Source organism: Streptomyces sp. NPDC038135 (genome assembly GCF_055601245.1).
In genome coordinates, this window is the sequence record NZ_JBVJXS010000008.1 from 350171 (window position 1) to 372926 (window position 22756).

Sequence of the window (22756 nt, forward strand, 5' to 3'; positions counted from 1 at the left end):
GGTCACCTCCGGGTGGCCGTGCGCCGGACCCACAGATTGATCAGGACGGCGCCGAGCAGCATCACGCCGAGGAAGGCCTTGAACCAGTCGGGGTTCCAGCCGGCGAAGACGATGCCCTGGTTCACCATGCCGAACATGAAGGCGCCGAAGACGGGGCCGATGGCCGAGCCGTGGCCGCCGGTGAGCAGACAGCCGCCGATGACCGCGGCCGAGATGTAGATCAGCTCCTGGCCGACGCCCTCGCCGGACTGCACGGTGTTGAAGGAGAACAGGTCGTGCATGCCCGTGAACCAGGCGCCGAGACCAACCAGCATGAACAGGGTGATCTTGGTGAAGGTGACCGGGACGCCGACGGCCCGGGCGCTCTCCTGGCTGCCGCCGACGGCGAAGACCCAGTTGCCGTACTTGGTGCGCAGCAGCACCCAGGTGGCGAGGGCCGCGAAGGCGAGCCAGTAGAAGACGGTGATCTTCACCTGGACGCCGCCGATACCGACGGAGGAGGCGAAGATCCGCCTGGCCTGTGCGAAGCCGTCCATGTCGCTGATGTCGTCGGTGGCCACGTTGCCGGTGACCAGTTTGGTGACGGCGAGGTTGACGCCCTGCAGGATCAGGAAGGTGCCGAGGGTGACCAGGAAGCTCGGCAGCCCCGTCCTGATCACCATCCAGCCGTTGAAGGCCCCGACGCCCAGCGACAGGGCGAGGGCCAGGACGACGCCGGTCCACACGTTCACCGTGAGCTGGTAGCTGAGCATGCTCGCGGTGAGCGCGGAGGTGATCACCGCGACGCCGGAGGACAGGTCGAACTCGCCGCCGATCATCAGCAGGGCCACCGGTAGGGCCATGATGCCGATCGTCGAGGACTGGTAGAGGACCGTGGCCAACGAACCGCCCTGGCGGAGCGAGGGCGCCGCGGCCAGGAAGAAGACCAGTACGGCCAGGGCGCCCAGGAAGACGCCCACCTCCGGCCGGGCCAGCAGCCGCAGCGGCAGCGGGCGCCGTGCGGTGCGGCCGTCGGCGGCCCCGGGGACCGGCGCCGGGGGTGCGCCCGGCGCCGGTCCGGCGGGCCGGGTCACGCTCATCAGCGGGTGCCCTTCGCGGCGAACTCGGCGATCCTGTCGACGTTGGACTTGTCGACGAACGCCGGTCCGGTCAGCACCGGCTGCTCACCGCCGCCGCTGTAGTTGCCGTTGTTCTTGTAGAGCCACAGGGAGTCGATCGCCAAGTAGCCCTGGAGATACGGCTGCTGGTCGACGGCGAACTGGACGGTGCCCTTCTTGACGGCGCCGGTCAGGGATTTGTTCAGGTCGAAGGTGGCGATCCGCGCCTTGCTGCCCGCGTCGTCCACCGACTGCACGGCGGTCAGCGCGAAGGGGGCGCCGAGCGTGACCACGTAGTCGATGGCCTTGTCCTGCTTCAGCTTGGCCGTGATCGTCGACTTCACGGACGGCATGTCGGCGCCGTTCACGTACAGCGTCTCGGTGGTGCCGGTGAACGTCTTCTTCACGCCGTCGCAGCGCTGGGTGAGGCCGACGTTGCCCTGCTCCTGGATCACGCACACGGCCTTCTTGGCCCCGACCTCGTTCAGCTTCTTGCCGAACGCCTCGCCGGCGACCGTCTCGTCCTGCCCGAAGAACTGCAGTAGGCCGAGCCTCTTCCAGTCGCTGAGGCCCGAGTTCAGGCCCACCACGGGTATGCCGGCCGCCTTGGCCCTGCCGACGGCGTCCTTCATGGCGTCCGGCTTCGCCAGGGTGACGGCGATGCCGTCGACCTTCTGGTCGACGGCGTTCTGGACGAGCCCGGCCTGCTGGCCGGCGTCGGGGTCGTGGGAGTAGACCAGTTTGATGTTGTCCTTGGCGGCGGCCGCCTCGGCGCCCTTGCGGACGATGTCCCAGAAGGTGTCGCCGGCCGACTGGTGGGTGACCAGGGCGACGGTCATCCGGGGGGTGTTCGCCTTGCCCGCGGCGGGGTTCGCGCCGTCCTCCTCGGCCTTCTTCCCCCCGGAGCCGCTGGAGCAGCCGGCGAGGACGAGGGCTGTCGCGGCGGCCGCGGCCGCGACGAGGGCCGGGCGGCGGGAGCGGAAGTGAGCAGAGCGGTCCATCGTGCGTGCACCTCACTGTGCTACGGGGAAGGGACGCTGTTGCGTTGGCACGCGATCCAACCCCCGGCGAGGCCGCCTGTCAATCCTTTGTCAAGACATCATTTCAAAAAGCCGTTCGCCGGCGATTACGTTTCGGGCAAGTAACCGGCCGACGTGAGCGGAACCTATTGACGCTCGGCGCACGTGGGGCTGTTATTACGCCCACGCTGTTCGGTCGAGTTGATTTCTGAGCGGTTTCGAGGACCTTTCGGTGATCGACTCATCCCCTTGGCCGGACCCCGCAATCCTCAGGAGCCGCCATGCGCCTCTCCACCCCCGGTCTTCCCCTCCCCGCGCCCAGCCGCCGTGCGCTGCTCCGCGGAGCGGGCGGTGCCGCACTCCTCGGTGCGGGCATACCCCTGCTGTCCGCCTGCGGCGGCAGCGGTTCCGCCGCCGACCCGAAGACCGTCACCCTCGGCTCCAACGCCTCCGACGCCGTGCCGAAGAAGGCCTTCGCGGAGATCTACGCGACGTTCAAGAAGCAGTCGGGCATCACGGTCGACGTGAACACGAAGGACCACAACACCTTCCAGGAGCAGATCAACTCCTACCTCCAGGGCACCCCGGACGACGTGTTCAACTGGTTCGCCGGCTACCGCATGCAGTTCTTCGCGGCGAAGAAGCTGGCGACGCCGATCGACGACGTGTGGGCGAAGATCGAGGGCAACTTCCCCGAGGCCATGAAGAAGCTCAGCAAGGGCGAGGACGGCAAGTACTACTTCGTGCCGCTGTACACCTACCCCTGGGCGCTCTTCTACCGCAGAAGCGTCTTCCAGCAGCATGGTTACGAAGTCCCCACCACCTGGGACCAGTTGGTGGCCCTGTGCAAGCGGATGAAGAAGGACGGCCTGGTCCCGATCGCCTTCGGCGACAAGGACGCCTGGCCGGCGATGGGCACCTTCGACCAGATCAACTTCCGGCTCAACGGCTACGACTTCCACGTCGAGCTGATGGCCGGCAAGGCCTCATGGACCGACCCGAAGGTGAAGTCCGTCTTCGACCACTGGAGCGAGCTGCTCCCCTACCACCAGGACGGCGCCATGGGCCGCACCTGGCAGGACGCCGCGCAGACCCTGGTGGCCAGGAAGGCGGGCATGTACCTCCTCGGCTCGTTCGTCGGGCAGCAGTTCACGGACAAGGCCGACCTGGACGACCTCGACTTCTTCGCCTTCCCGGAGATGAACCCCGCCTTCGGCCAGGACACGGTCGAGGCCCCGACCGACGGCTTCATGGTCAGCAGGGCCCCGAAGAACCACGCGGGCGTGGTGAAGCTGCTGCAGTACCTCGGCACCCCGGAGGCCGAGGCGGTCTACCTCAAGGCCGACTCCAGCGTGGTGGCCGCCTCCGGCAAGGCGGACACCTCCTCGTACACCGCGCTGCAGAAGAAGGCGTACACGATGATCAGCGGCGCCAAGAGCCTCACCCAGTTCATGGACCGCGACAGCCGGCCCGACTTCACCTCCACGGTGATGCAGCCCGCGCTGCAGAAGTTCATCCAGAACCCCAAGGGCGTGGACGGCCTGCTGTCGTCGATCGAGCGCCAGAAGAAGACCATCTTCGCGTCCTCGTGAGCGCCCCGATGACGACCGACACGACGACGAAGACGCCGGAGGCGGCCGCCGTGCCGCCTCCGGGCGCCGCACCCGGTGCGACGCGGGCCGCACGGGGCCACCGGCGCCTGCTGACCCGCCGCGACCGGATCACGCTCGCCTTCATGGCGGGCGTCCCCACGGTCCTGCACGTGGCCCTGGTCTGGGTCACCGCGCTCGCCTCGATCCTCCTCGCCTTCACCACCTGGGACGGCATCGGCTTCGACTCGATCCAGTGGGTGGGACTGGAGAACTTCAAGCAACTCTTCAGCGACAACCCGCAGTTCTGGCCCGCCGTCCAGCACAACGTCATCTGGTTCGCGGCCCTGATCCTCCTCCCGACCCCGTTCGGGCTGTTCCTGGCGGTGCAGCTGGACAAGCGGATCCGGTTCAGCCGGGTCTACCAGACGGCGTTCTTCCTGCCGGTGGTCATCTCGATGGCGTGCATCGGCTTCGTCTGGCAGCTCGTCTACAACCCCGACACCGGCCTGATCAACAGCATCGTCGGGGCCAACGAACCCGGCCACTACATCGACTGGATCGGCGACCCCGACCTCAACCTGTGGGCGGTGCTCGTCGCCGCGTCCTGGCGGCACACCGGCTACATGATGATCCTGTACCTGGCCGGCCTGAAGAGCGTCGACCCGTCCCTGCGGGAGGCGTCCGCGCTGGACGGCGCGGGCGAGTGGCAGTCGTTCCGGCACGTCGTCTTCCCGACCCTGCGCCCGACCAACACGGTCGTCCTGGTCGTCACCATCATCGAGGCCCTGCGCGCCTTCGACCTGGTCTTCGTCTTCAACAAGGGCGCGCAGGGCACCGAGTTGCTGTCGATCCTGGTCACGAACAACATCATCGGCGAGTCCAGCCGCATCGGTTACGGCTCCGCCATCGCGGTGGTCCTGCTGGTGATCTCCCTCGCGGTGATCATCCCGTACCTGGTGGCCACCTTCCGGAAGGAGCGGCGATCGTGAGCGCCCCCACCGCCGCACTCAGGCGGCGCGCCCCCCTGCGCCCGGCCCGGGTCCTGCTGCACGTCTTCCTCTCGGCCACCGCCCTGGCGTGGCTGGCGCCCCTGCTGTGGGCGGTCTTCTCCGCACTCCGGCCCTACGGCGAGACCAGCGCCAAGGGGTACGTGTCCTGGCCGGACAAGCTCAGCCTGGACAACTTCACCCACGCGTACCAGCAGTCGGACATGACGCACTACTTCGTCAACACGCTGCTCATCGCGGTGCCGGCGGTGCTGCTGACGCTGTTCCTGTCCTCGTGCGTCGCCTTCTACGTCGCCCGGTTCGACTTCCGGGTGAACCTGGCGCTGCTGCTGGTCTTCACGGCGGGCAACCTGCTTCCCCAGCAGGTCATCATCACGCCGCTGTACCGCATGTACCTGCTCACCGATCTGCCCGGCATCACCGAGAGCGGCAAGCTGTACGACTCCGCGCTCGGCCTCGTCCTCATCCACGTGGCGTTCCAGTCCGGGTTCTGCGCGTTCGTGCTGAGCAACTACATGCGCTCGCTGCCGCACGAGCTGACCGAGGCCGCGCTGGTCGACGGCGCCTCGGTGTGGCGGCTGTACTGGCAGATCACGCTGCCGCTGTGCAAGCCGGCGATGGCGGCCCTGGCGACCCTGCTGTCGATCTGGATCTACAACGACTTCTTCTGGGCCCTGGTGCTGATCTCCACCGGTGAGAACATGCCGATCACCTCGGCTCTGAACAACCTGTCCGGCCAGTACTTCACCGACCCCAACCTGGTCGCCGCCGGCGCCCTGCTGACCGCTATCCCCACCCTGATCGTCTACTTCGCGCTGCAGCGCCAGTTCGTCAGCGGCCTGACCCTGGGCTCCAACAAGGGCTGACGGACGTCTCGCGGTCCGAGCAGCTCGTACGCGCAGTTTCTTCTTCATCGAACGGGTCCTACGGGACAAAAAGCGGCGATTTTGCATCAGGTCCGGGCATCCCCGACCATGGGCTGGCCCCGGCGATCCCGGGAACACCCGTTCGATGAGAGGCACACCCACCCATGCACGTCTCCGGGACCGCCCAGCGGCCGGCTCCGGCGCCCCCGGGAACCCACCCCGTTCCCGCCGAGGACCCGAACGGCGACACCGGACGGCACGCCCGCCGCTTCGGGCTGCCCGTCGCCACCGCCCTGGTCATGGGCAACATCATCGGCGGGGGCATCTTCCTGCTTCCCGCCTCCGTCGCCCCCTACGGCACCGTCAGCCTCGTCGCCTTCGCCGTCCTGACGGTGGGCGCCGTCGCGCTCGCCCTGGTCTTCGGCCGGCTCGCCGAACGCGACCCGCGCACCGGCGGCCCCTACGTCTACGCCCGCGAGGCCTTCGGCGACTTCGCCGGCTTCCTCGCCGCCTGGGCGTACTGGATCACCACCTGGGTCTCGAACGCCGCGCTCGCCGTGGCCGCCGTCGGCTACCTCGACGTGCTGATCCCGGTGGCCGGCCACCGCTGGAGCGCGTGTCTGGCCGCCCTGGCGCTGCAGTGGCTGCCCGCACTCGCCAACTTCGCCGGCACCCGCTACGTGGGCGCCGTACAACTCGTCTCCACCGTGCTGAAGTTCGTCCCGCTGCTGCTCGTCGCAGTGGGCGGGCTGTTCTTCTTCGACCCGGCGAAGCTCGGGCCGTTCAACGCCACCGGGGGCGGCGCCATCGGCGCGGTGTCCGCGTGCGCCGCCCTGCTGCTCTTCTCCTACCTCGGGGTGGAGTCCGCCGCCGTCAGCGCGGGCGAGGTCAGGGACGCCCGCCGCAACGTGGGGCGCGCCACCGTCATCGGCACCGCCGGCGCCGCCCTCGTGTACCTGCTGGGCACCCTGTCGGTCTTCGGCACGGTCGGGCACGGCCGGCTGGTGACGTCCACCGCGCCGTTCTCCGACGCCGTGAACGCCATGTTCGGCGGGAGCTGGGGCGGCTGGGCCGTGGCCCTCGCCGCCCTGGTCTCGATGACCGGCTGCCTCAACGGCTGGACACTGCTGAGCGCCCAGACCCCGTACGCCGCCGCGCGGGACGGACTGTTCCCCGCCGCCTTCGCGCGCCGCCGCCGCGGCGTGCCGACCGTCGGCGTCGGCGTCACCGTGGTCCTCGCCTCGCTGCTCACCGTCTACAACTACACGGCGGGCTCCGCGAAGGTCTTCGACATGCTGGTGCTCGTCACCACCTTCACCGCGACCGTGCCGTACCTGCTGGCCACCGCGGCCCAGGTGTTCCACCTGGTGTCGGGCCGGCGCGAGTCGGTCGACCGGGCGCGGCTGGTCCGGGACGCCGTCGTCACCGCGGTGGCGGCCGCCTTCTCGATGTGGCTCGTCGCGGGCGCCGGCTACGCGGCGGTCTACCAGGGCGTGCTGTTCCTGTTCGCGGGGATCGTCGTCTACGCCGTGATGGCGGCCCGGCGGCAGCGGACGGCCTGAACGGAGCGCGGGGGCCCATGACCCCGGATATGGCGAAGGGGCCGGCCGAGACTGCTCTCGAACGACCCCTGACCCGCTGTTCGGCGAGTCGGGACGACAGGATTTGAACCTGCGACCCCTTGACCCCCAGTCAAGTGCGCTACCAAGCTGCGCCACGTCCCGGTGCGCTCACTCGCGGTGACCCGCGTGATCGCGCGAACAGCACTTTACCCCACGCGCGGGGGTGCGCCGAAGGCCCGGGGGCCGGGACCGCGACAATGGACCGTATGACAGACGCGGACACGACGGCGGGCGGCCGGGACCGGGACGCAGGAGGACGGGCGCGCAACGCCCGGCCCCGGGACGGACTGGGGCGGCCGCTGCCGTACGGGGCCGACGGCGTCGAACGGCAGCCCGAGGGGATCGTGCGGACCGCGCCGGAGACGGTCGCCGAGGCGCAGGCGCTGCTGGACGCCGGCCGGCCCTTCCACGCCCACGAGGTGTTCGAGGACGCCTGGAAGTCGGGCCCCGAGGACGAGCGCACCCTGTGGCGCGGTCTCGCCCAGCTCGCCGTGGGGCTCACGCACGCGGCACGGGGCAACGCCACCGGCGGGGCCCGGCTGCTGCGGCGCGGTGCGGGCGCGGTGGAGGACTGGGAGGTCACCCGGGGCGAGGACCGGCCCTACGGGATCGACCTGGCCCGGCTGGCCGGGTGGGCACGGGAGCTGGCCGGGCGGGTGGAGGGGGCGTCGGCGCCCGTCGACGCGGCGGCCGAGGCGCCGCGGCTGGTGTCCTGACCGCCTCCCCGCGGGGGCCGCGGAGGCGGTGGGATCACGGTCGGCGGCATGCGGCAGACTCTGGGCGTGCGAAAGATTCATGTCATCGGTATCGGAGCGGGCGACCCCGACCAGCTGACCCTCCAGGCGGTGAAGGCGCTGCGGGGCACGGACGTGTTCTTCCTGCTCGACAAGGGCGAGGTGAAGAGCGACCTCACCCGGCTGCGCCGGGACATGCTCGACGAGCACCTGCCGGAGGGCGGCTACCGGGTGGTGACGGCCCGGGACCCGGAGCGGGACCGCACGGCGGGCGGGACCGCGTACTCCCCCGCCGTGGAGGACTGGCGCGTCGCGCGCGCCGGCATCTACGAACGGCTGATCACCGAGGAACTGGACGAGGACGGCACCGGCGCGTTCCTGGTGTGGGGCGACCCGTCGCTGTACGACAGCACGCTCGGCATCCTCCAGGAGGTGCTGGACCGGGGCACGGTGGAGTTCGAGTACGACGTGGTGCCCGGCATCAGCAGCGTCTCCTCCCTGGTGGCCCGGCACCGCACGGGGCTGAACCGGGTGGCCCGGCCGGTGCAGATCACCACCGGGCGGCGGCTGGCCGAGGGGTTCCCCGAGGGGGTGGACGACGTCGTGGTGATGCTGGACGCGCACCAGGCCTTCCGGCGGTACGCGGAGCAGGACATCGACATCTACTGGGGCGCGTACCTGGGCACCCCGGACGAGATCCTCGTCTCCGGCCCGCTCGCCGAGGCCGGGCCCCGCATCGAGCGGGCGCGGGCCGAGGCCCGGGAGCGCAAGGGCTGGATCATGGACACGTATCTGCTGCGCCGGAACCCCGGGGAGAGCTGAGACCCAGCCGCCGCAGCACGCCGGCCACGTCGGGCACCACCGTGACGCCGGCCGGCGGTTCGGGGCGGCGTACGACGACCACGGGCAGCCCGAGGTCCCGTGCGGCCGTGAGCTTCGCGGCCGTCGCGTCGCCGCCGCTGTCCTTGGTGACCAGGACGTCGATCGCGTGGTCGCGCAGGAGGCGCGTCTCGTCGGTCACGGTGAACGGGCCACGGGCGAGGACCACCCGGGTGTCCGGGGGCAGCGGCGGCTCGGGCGGATCGACCGACCGGACCACGAAGCTCAGGTCCGCCAGGTGCCGGAAGGCGGCGAGCCCCAGACGGCCGGTGCTGAGGAACACCCGCCGGCCGAGGCCGGGCAGCGCCTCGGCGGCGGCGTCGAGCGAGTCGACGGGGTGCCAGTCGTCACCGGGGCCCGGCTGCCAGCCGGGGCGGCGCAGCACCAGGGCGCGGACTCCGGTGGCCGCCGCCGCGCGGGCCGCGTTGGCCGTGATCGACTCGGCGAACGGGTGGGTGGCGTCGACCAGGACGTCCACCCGGTGTGCGCGCAGCCAGTCGGCGAGGCCCTCCGGCCCGCCGAAACCGCCGGTCCGCACCTCGCCCGGCACCGGGGCGGGGCGGGCTACCCGGCCGGCCAGCGAGGTGGTGACCCGGACGCCGGGGCGTGCGGCGAGGTCCGAGGCGAGGCGGCGGGCCTCGGTGGTGCCGCCGAGGATCAGGACGTGCGGGGACATGGGGGTGAGCGTACCGACGTCGTTCGGCCCGGCCCCGCGCGTGGCGGGCTACGGTCGGGCCATGGAATCCGTGCGTGCCGTCCTGATCGACATCGACGGTGTCCTCACCGTCTCCTGGAAGCCGCTGCCGGGTGCGGTGGAGGCGCTGGCGCGGATCCGGGGGGCCGGTCTCGGCGTGGTCCTGGTGACCAACACGACGTCCCGTTCCCGTGCGTCGGTCGCGCGGACGCTGTCGGGGGCCGGCTTCGAGGTGGACGTGGCGGACGTGCTGACCGCGCCCGCCGCCACGCCGTCCATCTCGCCGAGCACCACCCGGGCGCCCGCTGCGCCCTCCTCAACAGCGGGGAGGTGGGCGCGGACCTGGGTGACGTCGTCGTGGCCGACGACGACCGCGTGGACGTCGTCGTCGTGGGCGGTGCGGGGCCGGAGTTCGGCTACGAGGCGCTGAACCGGGCGTTCGGCCAGTTGCAGCGCGGCGCGCGGCTGGTCGCCATGCACCGCAACCTGTACTGGCGGACCGACTCCGGGCTGCAACTGGACTCGGGCGCCTTCCTGCTCGGGCTCGAGCGGGCGGCGGGGGTCGAGGCGCAGGTCACGGGCAAGCCGTCGCAGGCGTTCTTCGAGGCCGCGCTGTCCCGGCTCGGCGTGGGCGCGGAGCAGGCGCTGATGGTGGGCGACGACATCGAGTCGGACGTCCTCGCGGCGCAGCGGGCCGGGCTCACCGGGGTCCTGGTGCGGACCGGGAAGTACCGGCCGGAGACGCACGAGAGCGCGAGCGGCGCGCCCGACCGCGTCGTGGACTCCTTCGCGGACGTCCCGGCGCTGCTGGGCCTAGCGCAGCAGTAGCTGCACACCGCCGACGACCGTCGCGGCGATCACCAGTTGTTCGAAGAGCCGCTGGTTGATCTTGTGCACAGCCCATGTGCCGATCAGCGCGCCGGGGACGACGAACACCACGAGCGCGGCGTCGAGGAGCAGTGAGCGGCCGTCGATCAGACCGAGTCCGGCGCTGAAGGGGACCTTGGACACGTTCACGATCAGGAAGAAGAAGGCCGACGTGCCGAGGAAGCCGAGTTTGCGGAAGCCCGCGGAAAGGAGATACAGCGACATCACCGGGCCGCCCGCGTTCGCGACCATGGTGGTGAAGCCGCCGAGGACGCCGTAGGAACGCGCCTTCATCCGGCCCGCCCGGGTGGTGACCGCGTCCGGCTCGTCCTCCGTCCCGGACCGCCGCCGCCACGCCGTGACGCCGGCCATCAGCAGCAGGATCGCGCCGATCGAAGTCCGTACGACCCCGTCGTCGGCCCACAGCAGGAACAGGGTGCCGGCCACCACGCCGGCCGCGACGGCCGGGAACAGCCGCCACAGCGTGGGCCAGTGGGCGTGCCGCCGGTAGGTGAGCACGGCGAGCACGTCACCGGCGATCAGGACCGGCAGCAGCACTCCGGTGGAGGCGCGGGCGGGCAGGACGGCGGCGAAGACCGCGAGGCTGACCGTGTTGGCCCCGCTGACGGCGGTCTTGGAGAAGCCGACCAGCAGGGCCGCGAGGGCGAGGGCGGTGAACCCCCAGCCGGATATGTGCCAGAGCGTCATCGTGTTCATACGGCGACCGATGCTATGTGCACACGACCGGCGGCGGCCGATCGATATCGCCGGGCGGCCCCACGCCCGGCGGACCGCGCGCCCGCCGGACGTGGGCCCGGCCGGTCTCAGCGGCCGGCGTACCGGGTCCGCAGCTCCCGCTTGAGCACCTTCATGCTCGGCCCGAGCGGCAGGGCGTCGCAGAACTCCACGCGGCGCGGGTACTTGTGCCGGCCGAGGTGCTCCTTGGACCACTCGGTGATCTCGGCGGCGTCGGACGCGGCGCCCTCGGCCGGTACGACGACGGCGCACACCTCCTCGCCGTGCAGCTCGTCGGGCAGACCGATGACGGCGACCTGGGCGACGCCGGGGTGGCGCATCAGGACCTCCTCGACCTCCCGCGGGTACACGTTGTAGCCGCCGCGGATGATGACGTCCTTCTTGCGGTCCACGATCCGCAGGAAGCCCTCGTCGTCCTTGGTGCCGAGGTCGCCGGTGCGGAACCAGCCGTCGACCAGCGCCTCGGCGGTGGCCTCGGGGCGGCCGAGGTAGCCGGAGAAGACGTTGTGGCCGCGGACGACCACCTCGCCCAGCTCGCCCGGCGGCAGCAGCTCGATCCGTTCCTCCACCTCGGCCCGGGCGATCTCCACGTCGACGCCCCACAGCGGGTGGCCGATGGTGCCCGCCCTGGTGCCGAACACCGGCTGGTTGACGGTGGCCGTGGGCGAGGTCTCCGACAGCCCGTACCCCTCGTAGACCCGGGCGCCGAACGCGGCCTCGAACCGCTCCAGCACGGCGACCGGCAGCGACGCACCGCCGGAGACGCACACCCGCAGTCCGGGCAGGGCGTCGGCGCCGCCGGCCGCCGCGGCGAGCGCGACGAACATGGTGGGCACCCCGTGGAAGGTGTTGACGCCCTCCTTCACCATCAGCTCGATGGCGCGGGCCGCGTCGAAGCGGGGCAGCAGCACCAGCGTCGCGCCGGCGCGCCAGGTGGAGTTGAGCGACACGGTCTGGCCGAAGGCGTGGAACAGCGGCAGCGCGCCGAGCGCCACGTCGTCGGGCCGGATGTCGTTGGCGTCGAAGGCGTTGACGGTCGCGTTCATCACCAGGTTGAAGTGGCTGAGCACGGCGCCCTTGGGCACGCCGGTCGTGCCGCTGGTGTAGAAGATCACCGCCGGGTCGTCGGCGGCGCGGGAGACGTACGAGTGCAGGGGCTCGGCGCCGGCCGCGAGGGCGTCCAGTTCGCCGCCCAGCTCGACCACCCGGACACCGAGGGCCTGTGCGGCGGCCCGCCCGGTCGCCGCCTGGGCCGGGTGCACCAGGAGCAGTGTGGACCCGCTGTCCTTCAGGACGTGTTCGACCTCCGGCGGCGACAGCAGCAGGTGCACCGGGACGACGACCGCGCCGGCCGCGGCGATCGCGTAGTAGGCGACCGGGAACTCGGCCGTGTTGGGCGCCATCAGGGCGACCCGGTCCCCCGGCCGGACGCCGAGCCCGGCGAGCGCGCCCGCCTGGGCCCGGGCCCGCCGCCACACCTGCTCGAAGGACAGCCGGAGGTCTCCTTCGACGAGAGCCGTACGGTGAGGGCGGCGCCGGGCGTTCTCGGCGAGGATGGCGGCGACGGACAGGGTTGCCATGCCAGTGGTGCTCCGTTCTTGCTGCAGCTCTTGCTTCGGATCCCCTTGCCGGGGACCCCCGTTGCCCCCGTCGAAGCGCTGCTAGCGCCTCTCGACCAGCACGGCGCTGCCCTGGCCGACGCCCACGCACATGGTCGCGAGCCCTCGGTCGGCGCCGGTGCGGCGCATCCGGTGCAGCAGGGTGGTGAGGATGCGGGCGCCGGAGCAGCCGAGCGGGTGGCCGAGCGCGATCGCCCCGCCGGTGGGGTTCACCAGGCCGGGGTCGATGCCCAGTTCGTCGACGCAGGCGAGGGCCTGGGCGGCGAACGCCTCGTTGAACTCTGCCTCGCCCAGGTCGCCGATCGTCCAGCCGGCCCGGGCCAGCGCCTTGCGGGTGGCGGGGACCGGGCCGATGCCCATCACGTCGGGGTGGACGCCCGCCGAGGCGCCTGCGACGTAGCGGCCGAGGGACTCGAGGCCCAGCTCGTTCAGGGCCTCCTCGCTGACCAGCAGCAGTCCGGCCGCTCCGTCGTTCATCGGGGAGGCGTTGCCCGCGGTGACCGTGCCGCCCGCGCGGAACACCGGCTTGAGGCGGCCGAGTTTCTCCAGCGAGGTGTCCTCGCGTACGCACTCGTCCTGGTCGACGGTGACGCCGTCGGGGCGCTCCACGGGCAGGATCTCGTCGTCGAAGTGACCGTTCTTCCGTGCGGCTGCGGCCAGTTGGTGGCTGCGCAGGGCGAACTCGTCCTGGCGGGCACGGGAGACGCCGTACCGCTCGGCCACCTCCTCGGCCGTCTCGCCCATGGCCAGCAGGCCGTGCAGGTCCTTCATGGCGGGGTTGACCAGGCGCCAGCCCAGCCGGGTGTCGTGGGTCTCGATGCGGTGCGGCAGGGCCTCGTCGGGGCGGGGCAGCACGAAGGGGGCGCGGCTCATGGACTCGGAGCCGCCAGCGAGCACGATGTCGGCCTCGCCGGCGGCGATGGTGCGGGCGGCGGCGGTGACCGCTTCGAGGCCGGAGGCGCACAGCCGGTTGACGGTGGCGCCGGGCACGGTCTCGGGCAGGCCCGCGAGCAGGGCGGCCATCCGGGCGACGTTGCGGTTGTCCTCGCCCGCCTGGTTGGCGGCGCCCCAGTAGACGTCGTCGATGCGGGCCGGGTCCAGTGCGGGGACGTCGGCCACCAGACGGCGGATCACGGTGGCCGCGAGGTCGTCGGGCCGCACGGTGGAGAGGGCTCCGCGCAGCTTGCCGATGGGGGTGCGGCGGGCGGCCGCGAAGTGGACGGGACGCACGGCTGGGACTCCTGACCGACGGCGTGGTGATCGGCACGGACCTGTCGGTCCGTTCGGCAGCACCCTTAATTAGCACTGCTAGTTTTGGACTATAGCCCGACCACCCGGCCCCTGGGAAGATCCTCCCGTGTGACCCGCGCCCGACCGGCTGGAGGAGACATGACCGAGATCCGCGAGCACGACCTCGACGGCGTCGCCGTGACCGAGTGGCCGCACCCCGAGCCGCGGTACCTGGCCGTCGTGGTGCACGGGTACGGGGAGCACGTCCGCCGGTACGACGGACTGGCGGGCGTCCTGACCGGGCACGGGGCGGCCGTGTACGGCCCGGACCACGCCGGCCACGGGCGGTCGGCCGGCGAGCGGGTGGTGGTCGAGGACTTCGAGGACGTGGTCCGGGACGTGCACCGGGTGGCCGGTCTGGCCCGTGCCGCGCATCCCGGACTGCCGCTCGTCATGGTCGGCCACTCCATGGGCGGCCTGATCGCCGCCCGGTACGCCCAGCGGTACGGCTCCGGACTGAGCGCGCTGGTGCTGTCCGGGCCGGTGATCGGCGCCTGGGAGCTGCCCGGCCGGCTGCTCGCCCTGGACGAGATCCCGGACACCCCGATCAGCCCCGCCGCGCTCTCCCGCGACCCGGCGGTGGGCGCCGCGTACGCCGCCGACCCGCTGGTGTGGCACGGCCCGATGAAGCGGCCGACGCTGGAGGCGTTCACCCGCACCCTGAAGGCCGTCGACGAGGGCGGGGACGTCGGGCCGCTGCCGCTGCTCTGGCTGCACGGGGACGACGACCGGCTGGTGCCGCTGCCGGGCAGCAGGATCGGCGTGGAGCGGCTCAGCGGCGGACGGCTGACCGAACGGGTCTTCGCCGGCGCCCGGCACGAGGTGTTCAACGAGACGAACCGGGCGGAGGTCTTCGCCGAACTCGTCCGCTTCCTGGACCAGGTACTCCCCCGCTGATCAGGCACGTTTGCCCCGGCACCCGCCGGGCACCCGCACCGTCGGACGTGACGCAACGAAGCCGGATGTCACGGCGTCAAGCCGGACCGACCAGACGAACCGGCACGTCACGCATGAGGACGACAGAAGGGGAGAACCGCGCCATGACCGTGGTGAAGAGCACGCTGTCCGACGAGGCGCTCAAGATCACCGGTGCCGCCCTGCAGGACACCCTCGTGGACCTCCTGGGTCTGTCGCTGATCGGCAAGCAGGCCCACTGGAACATCGTCGGGCCGCGGTTCCGCTCGATCCACCTCCAGCTCGACGAGGTGGTCGACACGGCCCGGGCCCACTCCGACACGGTCGCGGAGCGCGCCGCCGCTCTCGGCCTGCCGCCGGACGGGCGTCCGGAGACCGTCGCCGCGGGCCTCGCCCTGCCCAGGACCAGGGAGGGCTGGCTGCGCGACACCGAGGTGGTCGAGCTGATGGTGTCGGCCCTGGAGTCGGTGATCGGCCGGCTGCGGGAACGCATCGCCGCGACCGACGAGCCGGACCCGGTCAGCCAGGACCTGCTGATCGCCATCACGGCCGACCTGGAGAAGCAGCGCTGGATGTTCGAGGCGGAGAACTGGCCCCGCGACGGGAAGTGACCCGGGCCCGGCCCGACGCACGACGGCCGGCCCGCCCCCGGTGAGCCGGCCCCGCACACGGAAGGGGAAATCCATGGCGGACGCACTCGAGATGGACGCGCTGTGGGAGGACTTCCACCGCGTGGTGAACATGACCTCGGCGGAACTCGCCTCCTGGCTCCGGGTCCGGGACGCCGACGAGGAGGTGGAGCCGCTGCCCGACCAGGCGGGCTCGCCCACCGGGCAGCACGTTCTCGCCATCCTGCAGAAGCGGCGCACCGATCTGACCGACGACGACGTCCGGGTGATGCACAAGGTCGTCGACACCGTCGGTGAACTGGTGGACGTGGAGAACGAGCCCGAGCCGGAGCGGACGCCGGAGGACACCCGCCGCCGGCACCGGCTGATGAGGCTGGGGCACGACCCCCTCAAGCCGTAGGACGCGCCGTGCACCGCGACGAGCGGGTCGTGCGCGAGCTGGTGGCCGCGTGCGGGCGGACGTACGCCGAGGAGGCGGACATCCGGCTGAAGGACACCCCGCAGCCGCTGTACCGGCTGCTCGTGCTCTCCCTCCTGCTGAGCGCGCGGATCCGGGCCTCCGTCGCGGTGGCCGCGGCCCGCGCGCTGCACGAGGACCGCCTCGACAGCCCCCGGCGTATGGCCGGGGCGGACTGGCAGCGGCGGGTGGACGCGCTGGGCCGGGGCGGCTACCGGCGCTACGACGAGCGCACCGCCACGCAGCTCGGCGAAGGCGCGGAGCTGCTGACCGACCGCTGGGGCGGTGACCTGCGCCGGCTGCACGAGGAGGCGGACGGCGACACCGGCGAACTCAAGCGGCTCCTCCAGGAGGAGCCGGGCATCGGGCCGGCCGGCGCCGACATCTTCCTGCGCGAGGCCCAGCGGGTGTGGCCGGACGTCGCGCCGTACTTCGACGCCAAGGCGCTGTCGGGCGCCGGCCGGCTCGGCCTGCCGGAGGACGCCGGCCGGCTGGCACGGCTCGCCGGGGACACCGAACCGGCCGTGCTGGCCGCCGCGTTGGTGCGGGCGGCCCTCGACCGGCAGGTGGCCGAAGACTGTCTGCGCCGCGCCTCATGATCGTGCCAGACTGCTCCCGGTCCCCCCGCTGACCCAGGGGGGCCGGTCGAGCGGAGGAGCAGCACGTGACGGGGACCGAGCCGGCCGCCCAGGCCATCGACACCACCCGGCCGCACCCGGCCCGGGTCTACGACTGGTTCCTCGGCGGCAAGGACAACTACTCCGTGGACGAACAGCTCGGCCGGCGGATCGCGGCGATCGACGGCGGCGCCCCGCGCGCGGCACTCGCCAACCGGGCCTTCATGCGCCGCGCCACCCGGGCGCTGGCCGGGGACCTGGGCGTCCGCCAGTTCCTGGACGTCGGCACCGGCATACCCACCGAGCCCAACCTGCACCAGATCGCCCAGTCGGCCGCGCCGGACGCCCGGGTCGTCTACGTGGACAACGACCCCATCGTCCTGGCCCACGCCCAGGCGCTGCTGCGCGGCACCCCGCAGGGCGTGACCGAGTACCTCCAGGCCGACGCCCGCGATCCGGACGGCATCCTCGAACGGGCCTCCCGCGTACTGGACTTCGGCAGGCCCGTCGCCCTCTCCCTGATCGCCCTGCTGCACTTCGTCGCCGACGAGGACGGCGCCCACGACCTGGTCCGCACGCTGGTCGGCGCGCTGGCCCCGGGCAGTTGCCTGGTGCTGTCGACGATGACGGCCGACTTCGAGCCGGAGAACGTCCGGCGGGGCGTCGCCGCGTACGCGGCGGGCGGGGTGACCCTGGTGGCCCGCTCGCGGGCCGAGGTCGGCGTGTTCTTCGAGGGCCTCGAACTGCTCCCGCCCGGGATCGTGCCGGTCGACCGGTGGCGCCCCGAGGACGCGCCGGGCGACACCGCACCGGTCTCGCTGTACGGCGCGGTCGGGGTGAAGCGCTGACTCAGGCCCGCTGCAGCGGTATCCCGATCACCTCGGAGATGGTCCGCAGCACCCCGTTGTCGTTGTTGGCCGGGGCGAGCAGCCGCGCCCTGCGGACGACCTCCGGGTGGGCGTTGGCCATCGCGAAGGACCACTCGGCGGCGTCCAGCATCTCCAGGTCGTTGAGGTAGTCCCCGAACACCATCGTCTGCGCCGGGGTGATGCCGAGGGCGCGCTGCAGGCCGCGCAGGGCGGCGCCCTTGTTGGCGGTGCGGTTCATGACGTCGACCCAGTGCTCGCCGGAGACGACGACCTGGTGGGTGGCGGCGAACGCCTCCAGGGCCGGGGCGGTGCTGTGCTCGGCCGGGCCGAAGTCGAACAGCGCGACCTTGATCACCTCGTCCTCGACGGCGGTGACGTCCTCGACCACGCGGTGCTCGACGTAGTACTTGCGCACCTCGGCGAGGAACGCCTCGTCGGACCGCTCGACGTACGCCGACCGCTTGCCGCAGACGACGGCGCCCACGTCGACCCCGTCCGCGGCGAGCCGCCGTACCGTGCGGGCGACGTCCGCCGCGACGGACGGCTCCAGCGGGTCGGAGCTGAGCTCCACGCCGTCGCGGACGACGTACGTGCCGTTCTCCGCGATGAACACCATCCCCTCGGCGACGTCCGCGAACTCCCGGGCCAGCGTGGCGTACTGGCGGCCGCTCGCCGGGCTGAACAGCACACCTCGGCGGCGCAGTTCGGCGAGCATCGGCCACAGGCCGTCGGGGACGCGCTTGGCGTCGTCCAGCAGCGTGCCGTCCATGTCGGTGACGACGAGCCGGATGTCGGCGGGGCCGGTGACGGGTGCGGGGACGTCGGCGAGGGACGCGGGCGTGGCGTGCATGTCCTGCTTCCGGATCGGGGAGGGGTACCGGGTCCAGTGTTGCTCATGCGCCGCGGGACACCGGAGGGTGCCCGTCCGGTCACCGTCCGGCGTTCCCGGGACAGCGCGATCAAGGAGCGGCACAATGGCGGCGGGCAACCGCATGTGAGAGGGGCGGATACGTGAGCGAGGGGCACTCCCCCACCGCCGGACCGACGAGGCTGAACACCTCCGTGGCGCACAACGCGCGGGTCTGGAACTACTGGATCGGCGGCAAGGACAACTACGAGGTCGACCAGCGGGTCGGCGAGCACGTCGCCGGGATGTTCCCGGTGATCCGGGCGGTGGCCCGGGCCGACCGCGACTTCCTCGGCCGGGCGGTGCGGCACCTGGCCGCCGAGCGCGGGGTGCGCCAGTTCCTCGACGTCGGCACGGGCCTGCCGACGGTGGACAACACCCACGAGATCGCGCAGCGCGTCGCGCCGGACTCCCGCATCGTGTACGTCGACAACGACCCGATCGTCCTGGTGCACGCCCGGTCGCTGCTCACCAGCTCCCCCGAGGGCGTCACCGACTACATCGACGCCGATGTGCACGATCCCGAGGCCATCGTGCGGGGCGCGGCCGCGACCCTGGACATGGACCGGCCCATCGCGGTCATGATGCTGGGCATCCTCAACTTCGTCCTGGACGTGGACGAGGCCCGGGACATCGTGCGGCGCATCATGGCGGCGGTGCCCTCCGGCAGCTACCTGGTGCTCACCCACCCCACCTACGACGCCGAGGTCGGCGGCGAGGGCAACATCGCCGCGATGGAGTTCTGGAACGCCAACGCCACCCCGCCGATCATCGCGCGCGACCGCGCCGGGATCGCCGCCTTCCTCGACGGCCTGGAGCTGATCGAGCCGGGCCTGGTGCCGTGCTCGCAGTGGCGCGCCGAACCCGACGCCGCCGCGGTACCGCAGTTCGGCGCGGTGGCCGTGAAACCCTGAGCGGACCCGCGGACCGGAGCCGAGCCCGGCCCCGCCGCCCCGGCCGGCCGGGGCCGAGCCCGTCGAGGAGGACGTATGACCACCCTTGCCGACCCGGTGCCCGGCGGCCGGCCCGGCGACCTGGAGCGGGTCGCCGCGCTCACCTCCGAACTGACCGCGCGGGGTGTGCACGGCATCGTCCTCGCGTACGTGGACACCGCGGGCGTCACCCGGGTGAAGACGATCCCGACGGCCCGGCTGGAGGCGGCCGCGGCCTGGGGGATCGGCATGTCGCCGGTCTTCGACACGTTCCTGGCCGACGACTCGATCGTCACCACCGACGTCCTCGGCTCCCCCGACGGCGACCTGCGGCTCTACCCCGACCTCGACCGGCTGGTGGTGCTGGCCGGCCAGCCGGGCTGGGCCTGGGCGCCCGTGGACCGGATCACCCAGGAGGGCGAGCCCCACCCCGGCTGCTCCCGCACCTTCCTGCGCCGGACCGTCGCGCGCGCCGCCGAGGACCACGGCCTCGCCTTCCGGGCGGCCGTCGAGGTCGAGTGGGCCTTCGGGCTCGACGACGCGCCCGAGGCGGAGTTCGTCCCGGCGGTGGCCGGCCCGGCGTACGGCGCCGTCCGGCAGGTCGGGCTGAGCGACTGCACCGCCGACCTGTACGCGGCGCTCGCGGCCCAGGGCGTGGACGTCGACCAGATCCACCCCGAGTACGCGGCCGGGCAGTTCGAGGTCTCGGTGGGCGCGCTGGACCCGGTGGCCGCCGCCGACCGCAGCGTCCTGGTGCGCCAGACGATCCGGGCGGTGGCGCGGCGGCACGGCCTGCGGGTGTCCTTCTCGCCCGCCGTCCTGGCCGAGGGCGTCGGCAACGGCGGCCATCTGCACCTGTCCTGCTGGCGCGACGGGGTGAACCTGCACGCCGGCGGCGAAGGCCGGTACGGCATGACGGCCGGGGCGGAGTCCTTCGCGGCCGGCGTGCTCGCGCACCTGCCCGCGCTGACGGCGGTGACCGCGCCCAGCCCGGCCAGCTACCTGCGGCTCAGGCCCTCCCAGTGGGCGGGGGTCTTCGCCGCGTGGGGCCGGGAGACGCGCGAGGCCGCGCTGCGGATGGTCACCGGTACGACGGGCCGCCGGGCCCGGGAGGCGAACATGGAGGTCAAGCCGGTCGATCTGGCCGCCAACCCGTATCTCGCGTTCGGCTGCGTGATCGCCGCCGGGCTGGACGGCCTGACGGAGTCCAGGACGCTGCCGGAGGAGATCACCGGCGACCCGGCACGGTACGGGCCGGACGAGGCGGCGGCCCTCGGGGTACGGCGGCTGCCGGTGTCGCTGCCGGAGGCCGTGGAGGAGTTCCGGGCCGACGGGGTGCTGCGGGCCGCGCTGGGCCCGGTCCTGGCGGACGCGGTGACCGCCGTACGGCTCGGGGAGGCGGCCGCGGTGGACGGCCTGGACGACGCGGGCGTCGCGGCGGCCTACCGCTGGAGGTACTGACCGTGGCCGCGTCCGGGCCGGTCCACGAGGCCCTCGCCGCCCTGCCGCTGGTGGACCACCACTGCCACGGCGCCGTCACGGCGGACCTCGCGCCCGCCGGGTTCGAGTCGCTGCTCACCGAGGGCGACGTCCGGCCCGGCGCCTCCGCCTTCGACACCCCGGCCGGCGTGGCGGTGCGCCGCCACTGCGCGCCCCTGCTGGACCTGCCCCGGCACGCGGCCCCCGACGAGTACCTGGCCCGGCGCCGCGAGCTGGGCTGGCGCGAGGTCAACCGCCGCTTCCTGACCGCCGCGGGGGCCGAGGCGTTCTGCGTCGACACCGGCTACACGCCGCACCCCCTCACCTCCCCCGCCGAACTGGCCGAGGCCGCCGGCGCCACCGCGTACGAGGTGGTACGGCTCGAACGGGTCGCCGAGGAGGTGGCGGCCGGCGGCGTCCCGGCCGCCGGTTACGCCGGCGCCTTCCGGTCGGCCGCCGAGGAGGCCGTAGGCCGGCCCGGGGTGATCGCCGTGAAGTCGGTGGCCGCCTACCGCACCGGCTTCGCCCTCGCCCCGCAGCGTCCCGCGGACGGCGAGGTGACCCGGGCGGCCGGACGGTGGCTCGCGCGCGGCGGGCGCCTCGACGACCCGGTCCTCGTACGGCACCTGCTGTGGACCGCGGCCGACCTGGGCCTGCCGCTGCAGCTGCACACCGGCTTCGGCGACGCGGACCTGCGACTGCACCACGCCGATCCCGTCCTGCTCACCGACTGGCTGCGGCTGACCGCCGGGGCGGTCCCGGTGCTGCTGCTGCACTGCTGGCCGTATCACCGCCAGGCGTCCTACCTGTCGGCGGTGTTCGAGCAGGTGTACCTGGACGTCGGCCTCGCCCTGCACCACACCGGCCCGGCCCGCTGCCGGGCGGTGCTGGAGGAGGCGCTGGAGATCACCCCGTTCCGCAAGATGCTGTACAGCTCCGACGCCTTCGGGGTGGCCGAGTTCCACCACCTGGGCGCCCTGTCCTTCCGGCACGCGCTGGGCGCACTGCTCCAGGACCGGGTGGACGCCGACGAGCTGAGCCTGCCCGACGCCCTGCGCATCGCGGCCTGGACGGGCCGCGACAACGCCCGCCGACTGTACGCACTGCCCCCGAACGAACCGGCACGCGACCGCAGCGTGCGCCCCACCCGGAAAGTATGATCAAGCAATGTCTGACATGACCGAAACCACGCCCGGCTGGCTCACCTCGGACGAGCTGGAGATGGCCAGGGCCCGGATGCCGATCCTCTACGTCGAGGCCGTACCCGTGCGCGTGGACGACAGCGGCGAGGTCACGAGCATCGGACTGCTGCTGCGCATCGGCCCGGACGGAACGGTGAGCCGCACCCTGGTGTCCGGCCGTGTCCTGCACCACGAGCGGGTGCGGGACGCCCTGCTGCGCCATCTGGAGAAGGACCTCGGCCCGGTCGCACTGCCCAGGGTGCCGGCCTCCCTGCAGCCGTTCACGGTCGCGGAGTACTTCCCGACGGCCGGCATCACGCCGTACCACGACCCGCGCCAGCACGCCGTGTCGCTGGCGTACGTGGTGCCGGTGACCGGCGACTGCCGCCCCCGGCAGGACGCCCTCGACCTGGTCTGGTTCAGCCCGCAGGAGGCCGCGTCGGCGGCTTTGCAGGGCGAGATGCCGGGCGGGCACGGCGTGCTGCTGAAGCAGGCCCTCGCCCACGTGGGGCTGGTGTCCTGACGCCGTCGGCGGGTGCCGCGTCCGGCCGCGGCACCCGGGCCCGCGCCCGCTGAGGCGCGAGGCCGCCGGTGCCGCGGCTGAGGCGCGCGGCCTCGGGATGCCACAATCGAAGGACGACACAGCCGCCACGGGGGATCGTGTCAGGAGGCCGGCATGCACCGCTGCGCCCAGGGGCTGTCCGAACCGGTCCGCCGCCGGGCGCGCG

General features: G+C 72.6%; 22 protein-coding genes, 1 tRNA gene and 1 pseudogene. 16 read left to right on the plus strand and 8 right to left on the minus strand.

What is annotated here, in order from left to right:
• Window positions 1–2 precede the first annotated feature (2 nt).
• Window positions 3–1079, minus strand: coding sequence for an ABC transporter permease (locus ACZ7JA_RS24405; protein WP_351668395.1), 1077 nt, complete (start codon window positions 1077–1079; stop codon window positions 3–5).
• Window positions 1079–2098 carry a sugar ABC transporter substrate-binding protein gene (locus tag ACZ7JA_RS24410; protein ID WP_470810426.1) on the minus strand — a complete coding sequence of 340 codons (1020 nt, stop codon included), beginning with the start codon at window positions 2096–2098 and terminating at the stop codon, window positions 1079–1081. The genes ACZ7JA_RS24405 and ACZ7JA_RS24410 overlap by 1 nt, the downstream gene beginning before the upstream one ends.
• Window positions 2099–2397: 299 nt before the next feature.
• Between ACZ7JA_RS24410 and ACZ7JA_RS24415 the strand changes: the two genes are divergently transcribed.
• From ACZ7JA_RS24415 to ACZ7JA_RS24430, 4 genes are all read left to right on the plus strand, one after another.
• Window positions 2398–3708, plus strand: a complete 1311-nt coding sequence (locus ACZ7JA_RS24415) for an ABC transporter substrate-binding protein (protein ID WP_351668391.1) — start codon at window positions 2398–2400, stop codon at window positions 3706–3708.
• An 8-nt stretch (window positions 3709–3716) separates the two neighbouring features.
• Window positions 3717–4697: a carbohydrate ABC transporter permease gene (locus ACZ7JA_RS24420; protein ID WP_351668390.1), complete on the plus strand. Its 981-nt coding sequence runs from the start codon at window positions 3717–3719 to the stop codon at window positions 4695–4697.
• Entirely contained in the window at window positions 4694–5581 is an 888-nt protein-coding gene (locus ACZ7JA_RS24425) for a carbohydrate ABC transporter permease (protein ID WP_351668389.1), read from the plus strand. The genes ACZ7JA_RS24420 and ACZ7JA_RS24425 overlap by 4 nt, the downstream gene beginning before the upstream one ends.
• A 164-nt stretch (window positions 5582–5745) precedes the next feature.
• On the plus strand, window positions 5746–7143 hold the full coding sequence (locus ACZ7JA_RS24430) for an amino acid permease (RefSeq protein WP_389301329.1): 1398 nt from the start codon (window positions 5746–5748) through the stop codon (window positions 7141–7143).
• 88 nt (window positions 7144–7231) lie between these two features.
• On the opposite strand, the gene ACZ7JA_RS24435 is transcribed toward ACZ7JA_RS24430, so the two are convergent.
• A tRNA-Pro gene (locus tag ACZ7JA_RS24435) sits at window positions 7232–7305 on the minus strand.
• Between the two features lie 104 nt (window positions 7306–7409).
• On the opposite strand from ACZ7JA_RS24435, the gene ACZ7JA_RS24440 reads away from it, so the two are divergent.
• Together ACZ7JA_RS24440 and cobF are read left to right on the plus strand one after the other, a co-directional pair.
• Window positions 7410–7919, plus strand: a complete 510-nt coding sequence (locus tag ACZ7JA_RS24440) for a DUF309 domain-containing protein (RefSeq protein ID WP_470810429.1) — start codon at window positions 7410–7412, stop codon at window positions 7917–7919.
• Window positions 7920–7985: 66 nt separating this feature from the next.
• The gene (gene cobF / locus ACZ7JA_RS24445) at window positions 7986–8759 is read left to right on the plus strand and encodes a precorrin-6A synthase (deacetylating) (protein WP_351668383.1); all 774 of its coding nucleotides are present in this window, start codon (window positions 7986–7988) and stop codon (window positions 8757–8759) included.
• On the opposite strand, the gene ACZ7JA_RS24450 is transcribed toward cobF, so the two are convergent.
• Window positions 8716–9492, minus strand: a complete 777-nt coding sequence (locus ACZ7JA_RS24450; protein WP_351668381.1) for a cobalt-precorrin-6A reductase — start codon at window positions 9490–9492, stop codon at window positions 8716–8718. The genes cobF and ACZ7JA_RS24450 overlap by 44 nt on opposite strands.
• Window positions 9493–9553: 61 nt before the next feature.
• Here ACZ7JA_RS24450 and ACZ7JA_RS24455 point away from each other — a divergent pair.
• Window positions 9554–10338 (plus strand): annotated as a pseudogene (locus ACZ7JA_RS24455) (TIGR01458 family HAD-type hydrolase).
• Here ACZ7JA_RS24455 and ACZ7JA_RS24460 read toward each other — a convergent pair.
• The 3 genes from ACZ7JA_RS24460 to ACZ7JA_RS24470 all read right to left on the minus strand — a co-directional run bounded on the left by ACZ7JA_RS24460 (window position 10324) and on the right by ACZ7JA_RS24470 (window position 13982).
• On the minus strand, window positions 10324–11094 hold the full coding sequence (locus ACZ7JA_RS24460; RefSeq protein ID WP_470810432.1) for a sulfite exporter TauE/SafE family protein: 771 nt from the start codon (window positions 11092–11094) through the stop codon (window positions 10324–10326). The pseudogene ACZ7JA_RS24455 and the gene ACZ7JA_RS24460 overlap by 15 nt on opposite strands.
• 107 nt (window positions 11095–11201) lie before the next feature.
• Window positions 11202–12713, minus strand: coding sequence for a long-chain-fatty-acid--CoA ligase (locus ACZ7JA_RS24465; RefSeq protein WP_450750255.1), 1512 nt, complete (start codon window positions 12711–12713; stop codon window positions 11202–11204).
• A gap of 81 nt (window positions 12714–12794) precedes the next feature.
• Window positions 12795–13982: a thiolase family protein gene (locus ACZ7JA_RS24470; RefSeq protein WP_351668373.1), complete on the minus strand. Its 1188-nt coding sequence runs from the start codon at window positions 13980–13982 to the stop codon at window positions 12795–12797.
• Window positions 13983–14141: 159 nt separating this feature from the next.
• On the opposite strand from ACZ7JA_RS24470, the gene ACZ7JA_RS24475 reads away from it, so the two are divergent.
• The 5 genes from ACZ7JA_RS24475 (at window position 14142) to ACZ7JA_RS24495 (ending at window position 17508) form a co-directional block, all read left to right on the plus strand.
• Window positions 14142–14939 (plus strand): alpha/beta fold hydrolase, encoded by a 798-nt coding sequence (locus tag ACZ7JA_RS24475; RefSeq protein WP_389453051.1) that lies wholly within the window; start codon window positions 14142–14144, stop codon window positions 14937–14939.
• 143 nt (window positions 14940–15082) lie between these two features.
• Window positions 15083–15568 carry a Dps family protein gene (locus ACZ7JA_RS24480; RefSeq protein ID WP_351668369.1) on the plus strand — a complete coding sequence of 162 codons (486 nt, stop codon included), beginning with the start codon at window positions 15083–15085 and terminating at the stop codon, window positions 15566–15568.
• Window positions 15569–15641: 73 nt separating this feature from the next.
• Window positions 15642–15986 carry a DUF3140 domain-containing protein gene (locus ACZ7JA_RS24485; RefSeq protein ID WP_470810435.1) on the plus strand — a complete coding sequence of 115 codons (345 nt, stop codon included), beginning with the start codon at window positions 15642–15644 and terminating at the stop codon, window positions 15984–15986.
• Between the two features lie 8 nt (window positions 15987–15994).
• The gene (locus ACZ7JA_RS24490) at window positions 15995–16642 is read left to right on the plus strand and encodes an endonuclease (protein WP_450750253.1); all 648 of its coding nucleotides are present in this window, start codon (window positions 15995–15997) and stop codon (window positions 16640–16642) included.
• Between the two features lie 65 nt (window positions 16643–16707).
• Window positions 16708–17508, plus strand: a complete 801-nt coding sequence (locus tag ACZ7JA_RS24495) for an SAM-dependent methyltransferase (protein ID WP_450743732.1) — start codon at window positions 16708–16710, stop codon at window positions 17506–17508.
• A 1-nt stretch (window position 17509) separates the two neighbouring features.
• Here ACZ7JA_RS24495 and ACZ7JA_RS24500 read toward each other — a convergent pair whose 3' ends face one another.
• A complete protein-coding gene (locus tag ACZ7JA_RS24500; RefSeq protein WP_351668361.1) occupies window positions 17510–18379 on the minus strand; it encodes a Cof-type HAD-IIB family hydrolase in 870 nt (289 codons plus the stop codon).
• 161 nt (window positions 18380–18540) lie between these two features.
• Between ACZ7JA_RS24500 and ACZ7JA_RS24505 the strand changes: the two genes are divergently transcribed.
• The 4 genes from ACZ7JA_RS24505 to ACZ7JA_RS24520 all read left to right on the plus strand — a co-directional run bounded on the left by ACZ7JA_RS24505 (window position 18541) and on the right by ACZ7JA_RS24520 (window position 22551).
• Complete coding sequence (locus tag ACZ7JA_RS24505) at window positions 18541–19350, plus strand: SAM-dependent methyltransferase (RefSeq protein WP_389453061.1); 810 nt, start codon at window positions 18541–18543, stop codon at window positions 19348–19350.
• Between the two features lie 75 nt (window positions 19351–19425).
• Window positions 19426–20829: a glutamine synthetase family protein gene (locus ACZ7JA_RS24510; RefSeq protein ID WP_450750251.1), complete on the plus strand. Its 1404-nt coding sequence runs from the start codon at window positions 19426–19428 to the stop codon at window positions 20827–20829.
• Between the two features lie 2 nt (window positions 20830–20831).
• On the plus strand, window positions 20832–22007 hold the full coding sequence (locus tag ACZ7JA_RS24515) for an amidohydrolase family protein (RefSeq protein ID WP_470810439.1): 1176 nt from the start codon (window positions 20832–20834) through the stop codon (window positions 22005–22007).
• A 16-nt stretch (window positions 22008–22023) separates the two neighbouring features.
• Window positions 22024–22551: an NUDIX hydrolase family protein gene (locus tag ACZ7JA_RS24520; RefSeq protein ID WP_351668418.1), complete on the plus strand. Its 528-nt coding sequence runs from the start codon at window positions 22024–22026 to the stop codon at window positions 22549–22551.
• The last annotated feature ends 205 nt before the right edge of the window (window positions 22552–22756 follow it).

Coding starts and splice junctions, on each gene's coding strand:
- ACZ7JA_RS24405 (WP_351668395.1), bottom strand. CDS start 1,079: ATGAGCGTGACCCGGCCCGCCGGACCGGCGCCGGGCGCACCCCCGGCG.
- ACZ7JA_RS24410 (WP_470810426.1), bottom strand. CDS start 2,098: ATGGACCGCTCTGCTCACTTCCGCTCCCGCCGCCCGGCCCTCGTCGCG.
- ACZ7JA_RS24415 (WP_351668391.1), top strand. CDS start 2,398: ATGCGCCTCTCCACCCCCGGTCTTCCCCTCCCCGCGCCCAGCCGCCGT.
- ACZ7JA_RS24420 (WP_351668390.1), top strand. CDS start 3,717: ATGACGACCGACACGACGACGAAGACGCCGGAGGCGGCCGCCGTGCCG.
- ACZ7JA_RS24430 (WP_389301329.1), top strand. CDS start 5,746: ATGCACGTCTCCGGGACCGCCCAGCGGCCGGCTCCGGCGCCCCCGGGA.
- ACZ7JA_RS24440 (WP_470810429.1), top strand. CDS start 7,410: ATGACAGACGCGGACACGACGGCGGGCGGCCGGGACCGGGACGCAGGA.
- ACZ7JA_RS24450 (WP_351668381.1), bottom strand. CDS start 9,492: ATGTCCCCGCACGTCCTGATCCTCGGCGGCACCACCGAGGCCCGCCGC.
- ACZ7JA_RS24460 (WP_470810432.1), bottom strand. CDS start 11,094: ATGAACACGATGACGCTCTGGCACATATCCGGCTGGGGGTTCACCGCC.
- ACZ7JA_RS24465 (WP_450750255.1), bottom strand. CDS start 12,713: ATGGCAACCCTGTCCGTCGCCGCCATCCTCGCCGAGAACGCCCGGCGC.
- ACZ7JA_RS24475 (WP_389453051.1), top strand. CDS start 14,142: ATGACCGAGATCCGCGAGCACGACCTCGACGGCGTCGCCGTGACCGAG.
- ACZ7JA_RS24480 (WP_351668369.1), top strand. CDS start 15,083: ATGACCGTGGTGAAGAGCACGCTGTCCGACGAGGCGCTCAAGATCACC.
- ACZ7JA_RS24485 (WP_470810435.1), top strand. CDS start 15,642: ATGGCGGACGCACTCGAGATGGACGCGCTGTGGGAGGACTTCCACCGC.
- ACZ7JA_RS24500 (WP_351668361.1), bottom strand. CDS start 18,379: ATGCACGCCACGCCCGCGTCCCTCGCCGACGTCCCCGCACCCGTCACC.
- ACZ7JA_RS24510 (WP_450750251.1), top strand. CDS start 19,426: ATGACCACCCTTGCCGACCCGGTGCCCGGCGGCCGGCCCGGCGACCTG.
- ACZ7JA_RS24520 (WP_351668418.1), top strand. CDS start 22,024: ATGACCGAAACCACGCCCGGCTGGCTCACCTCGGACGAGCTGGAGATG.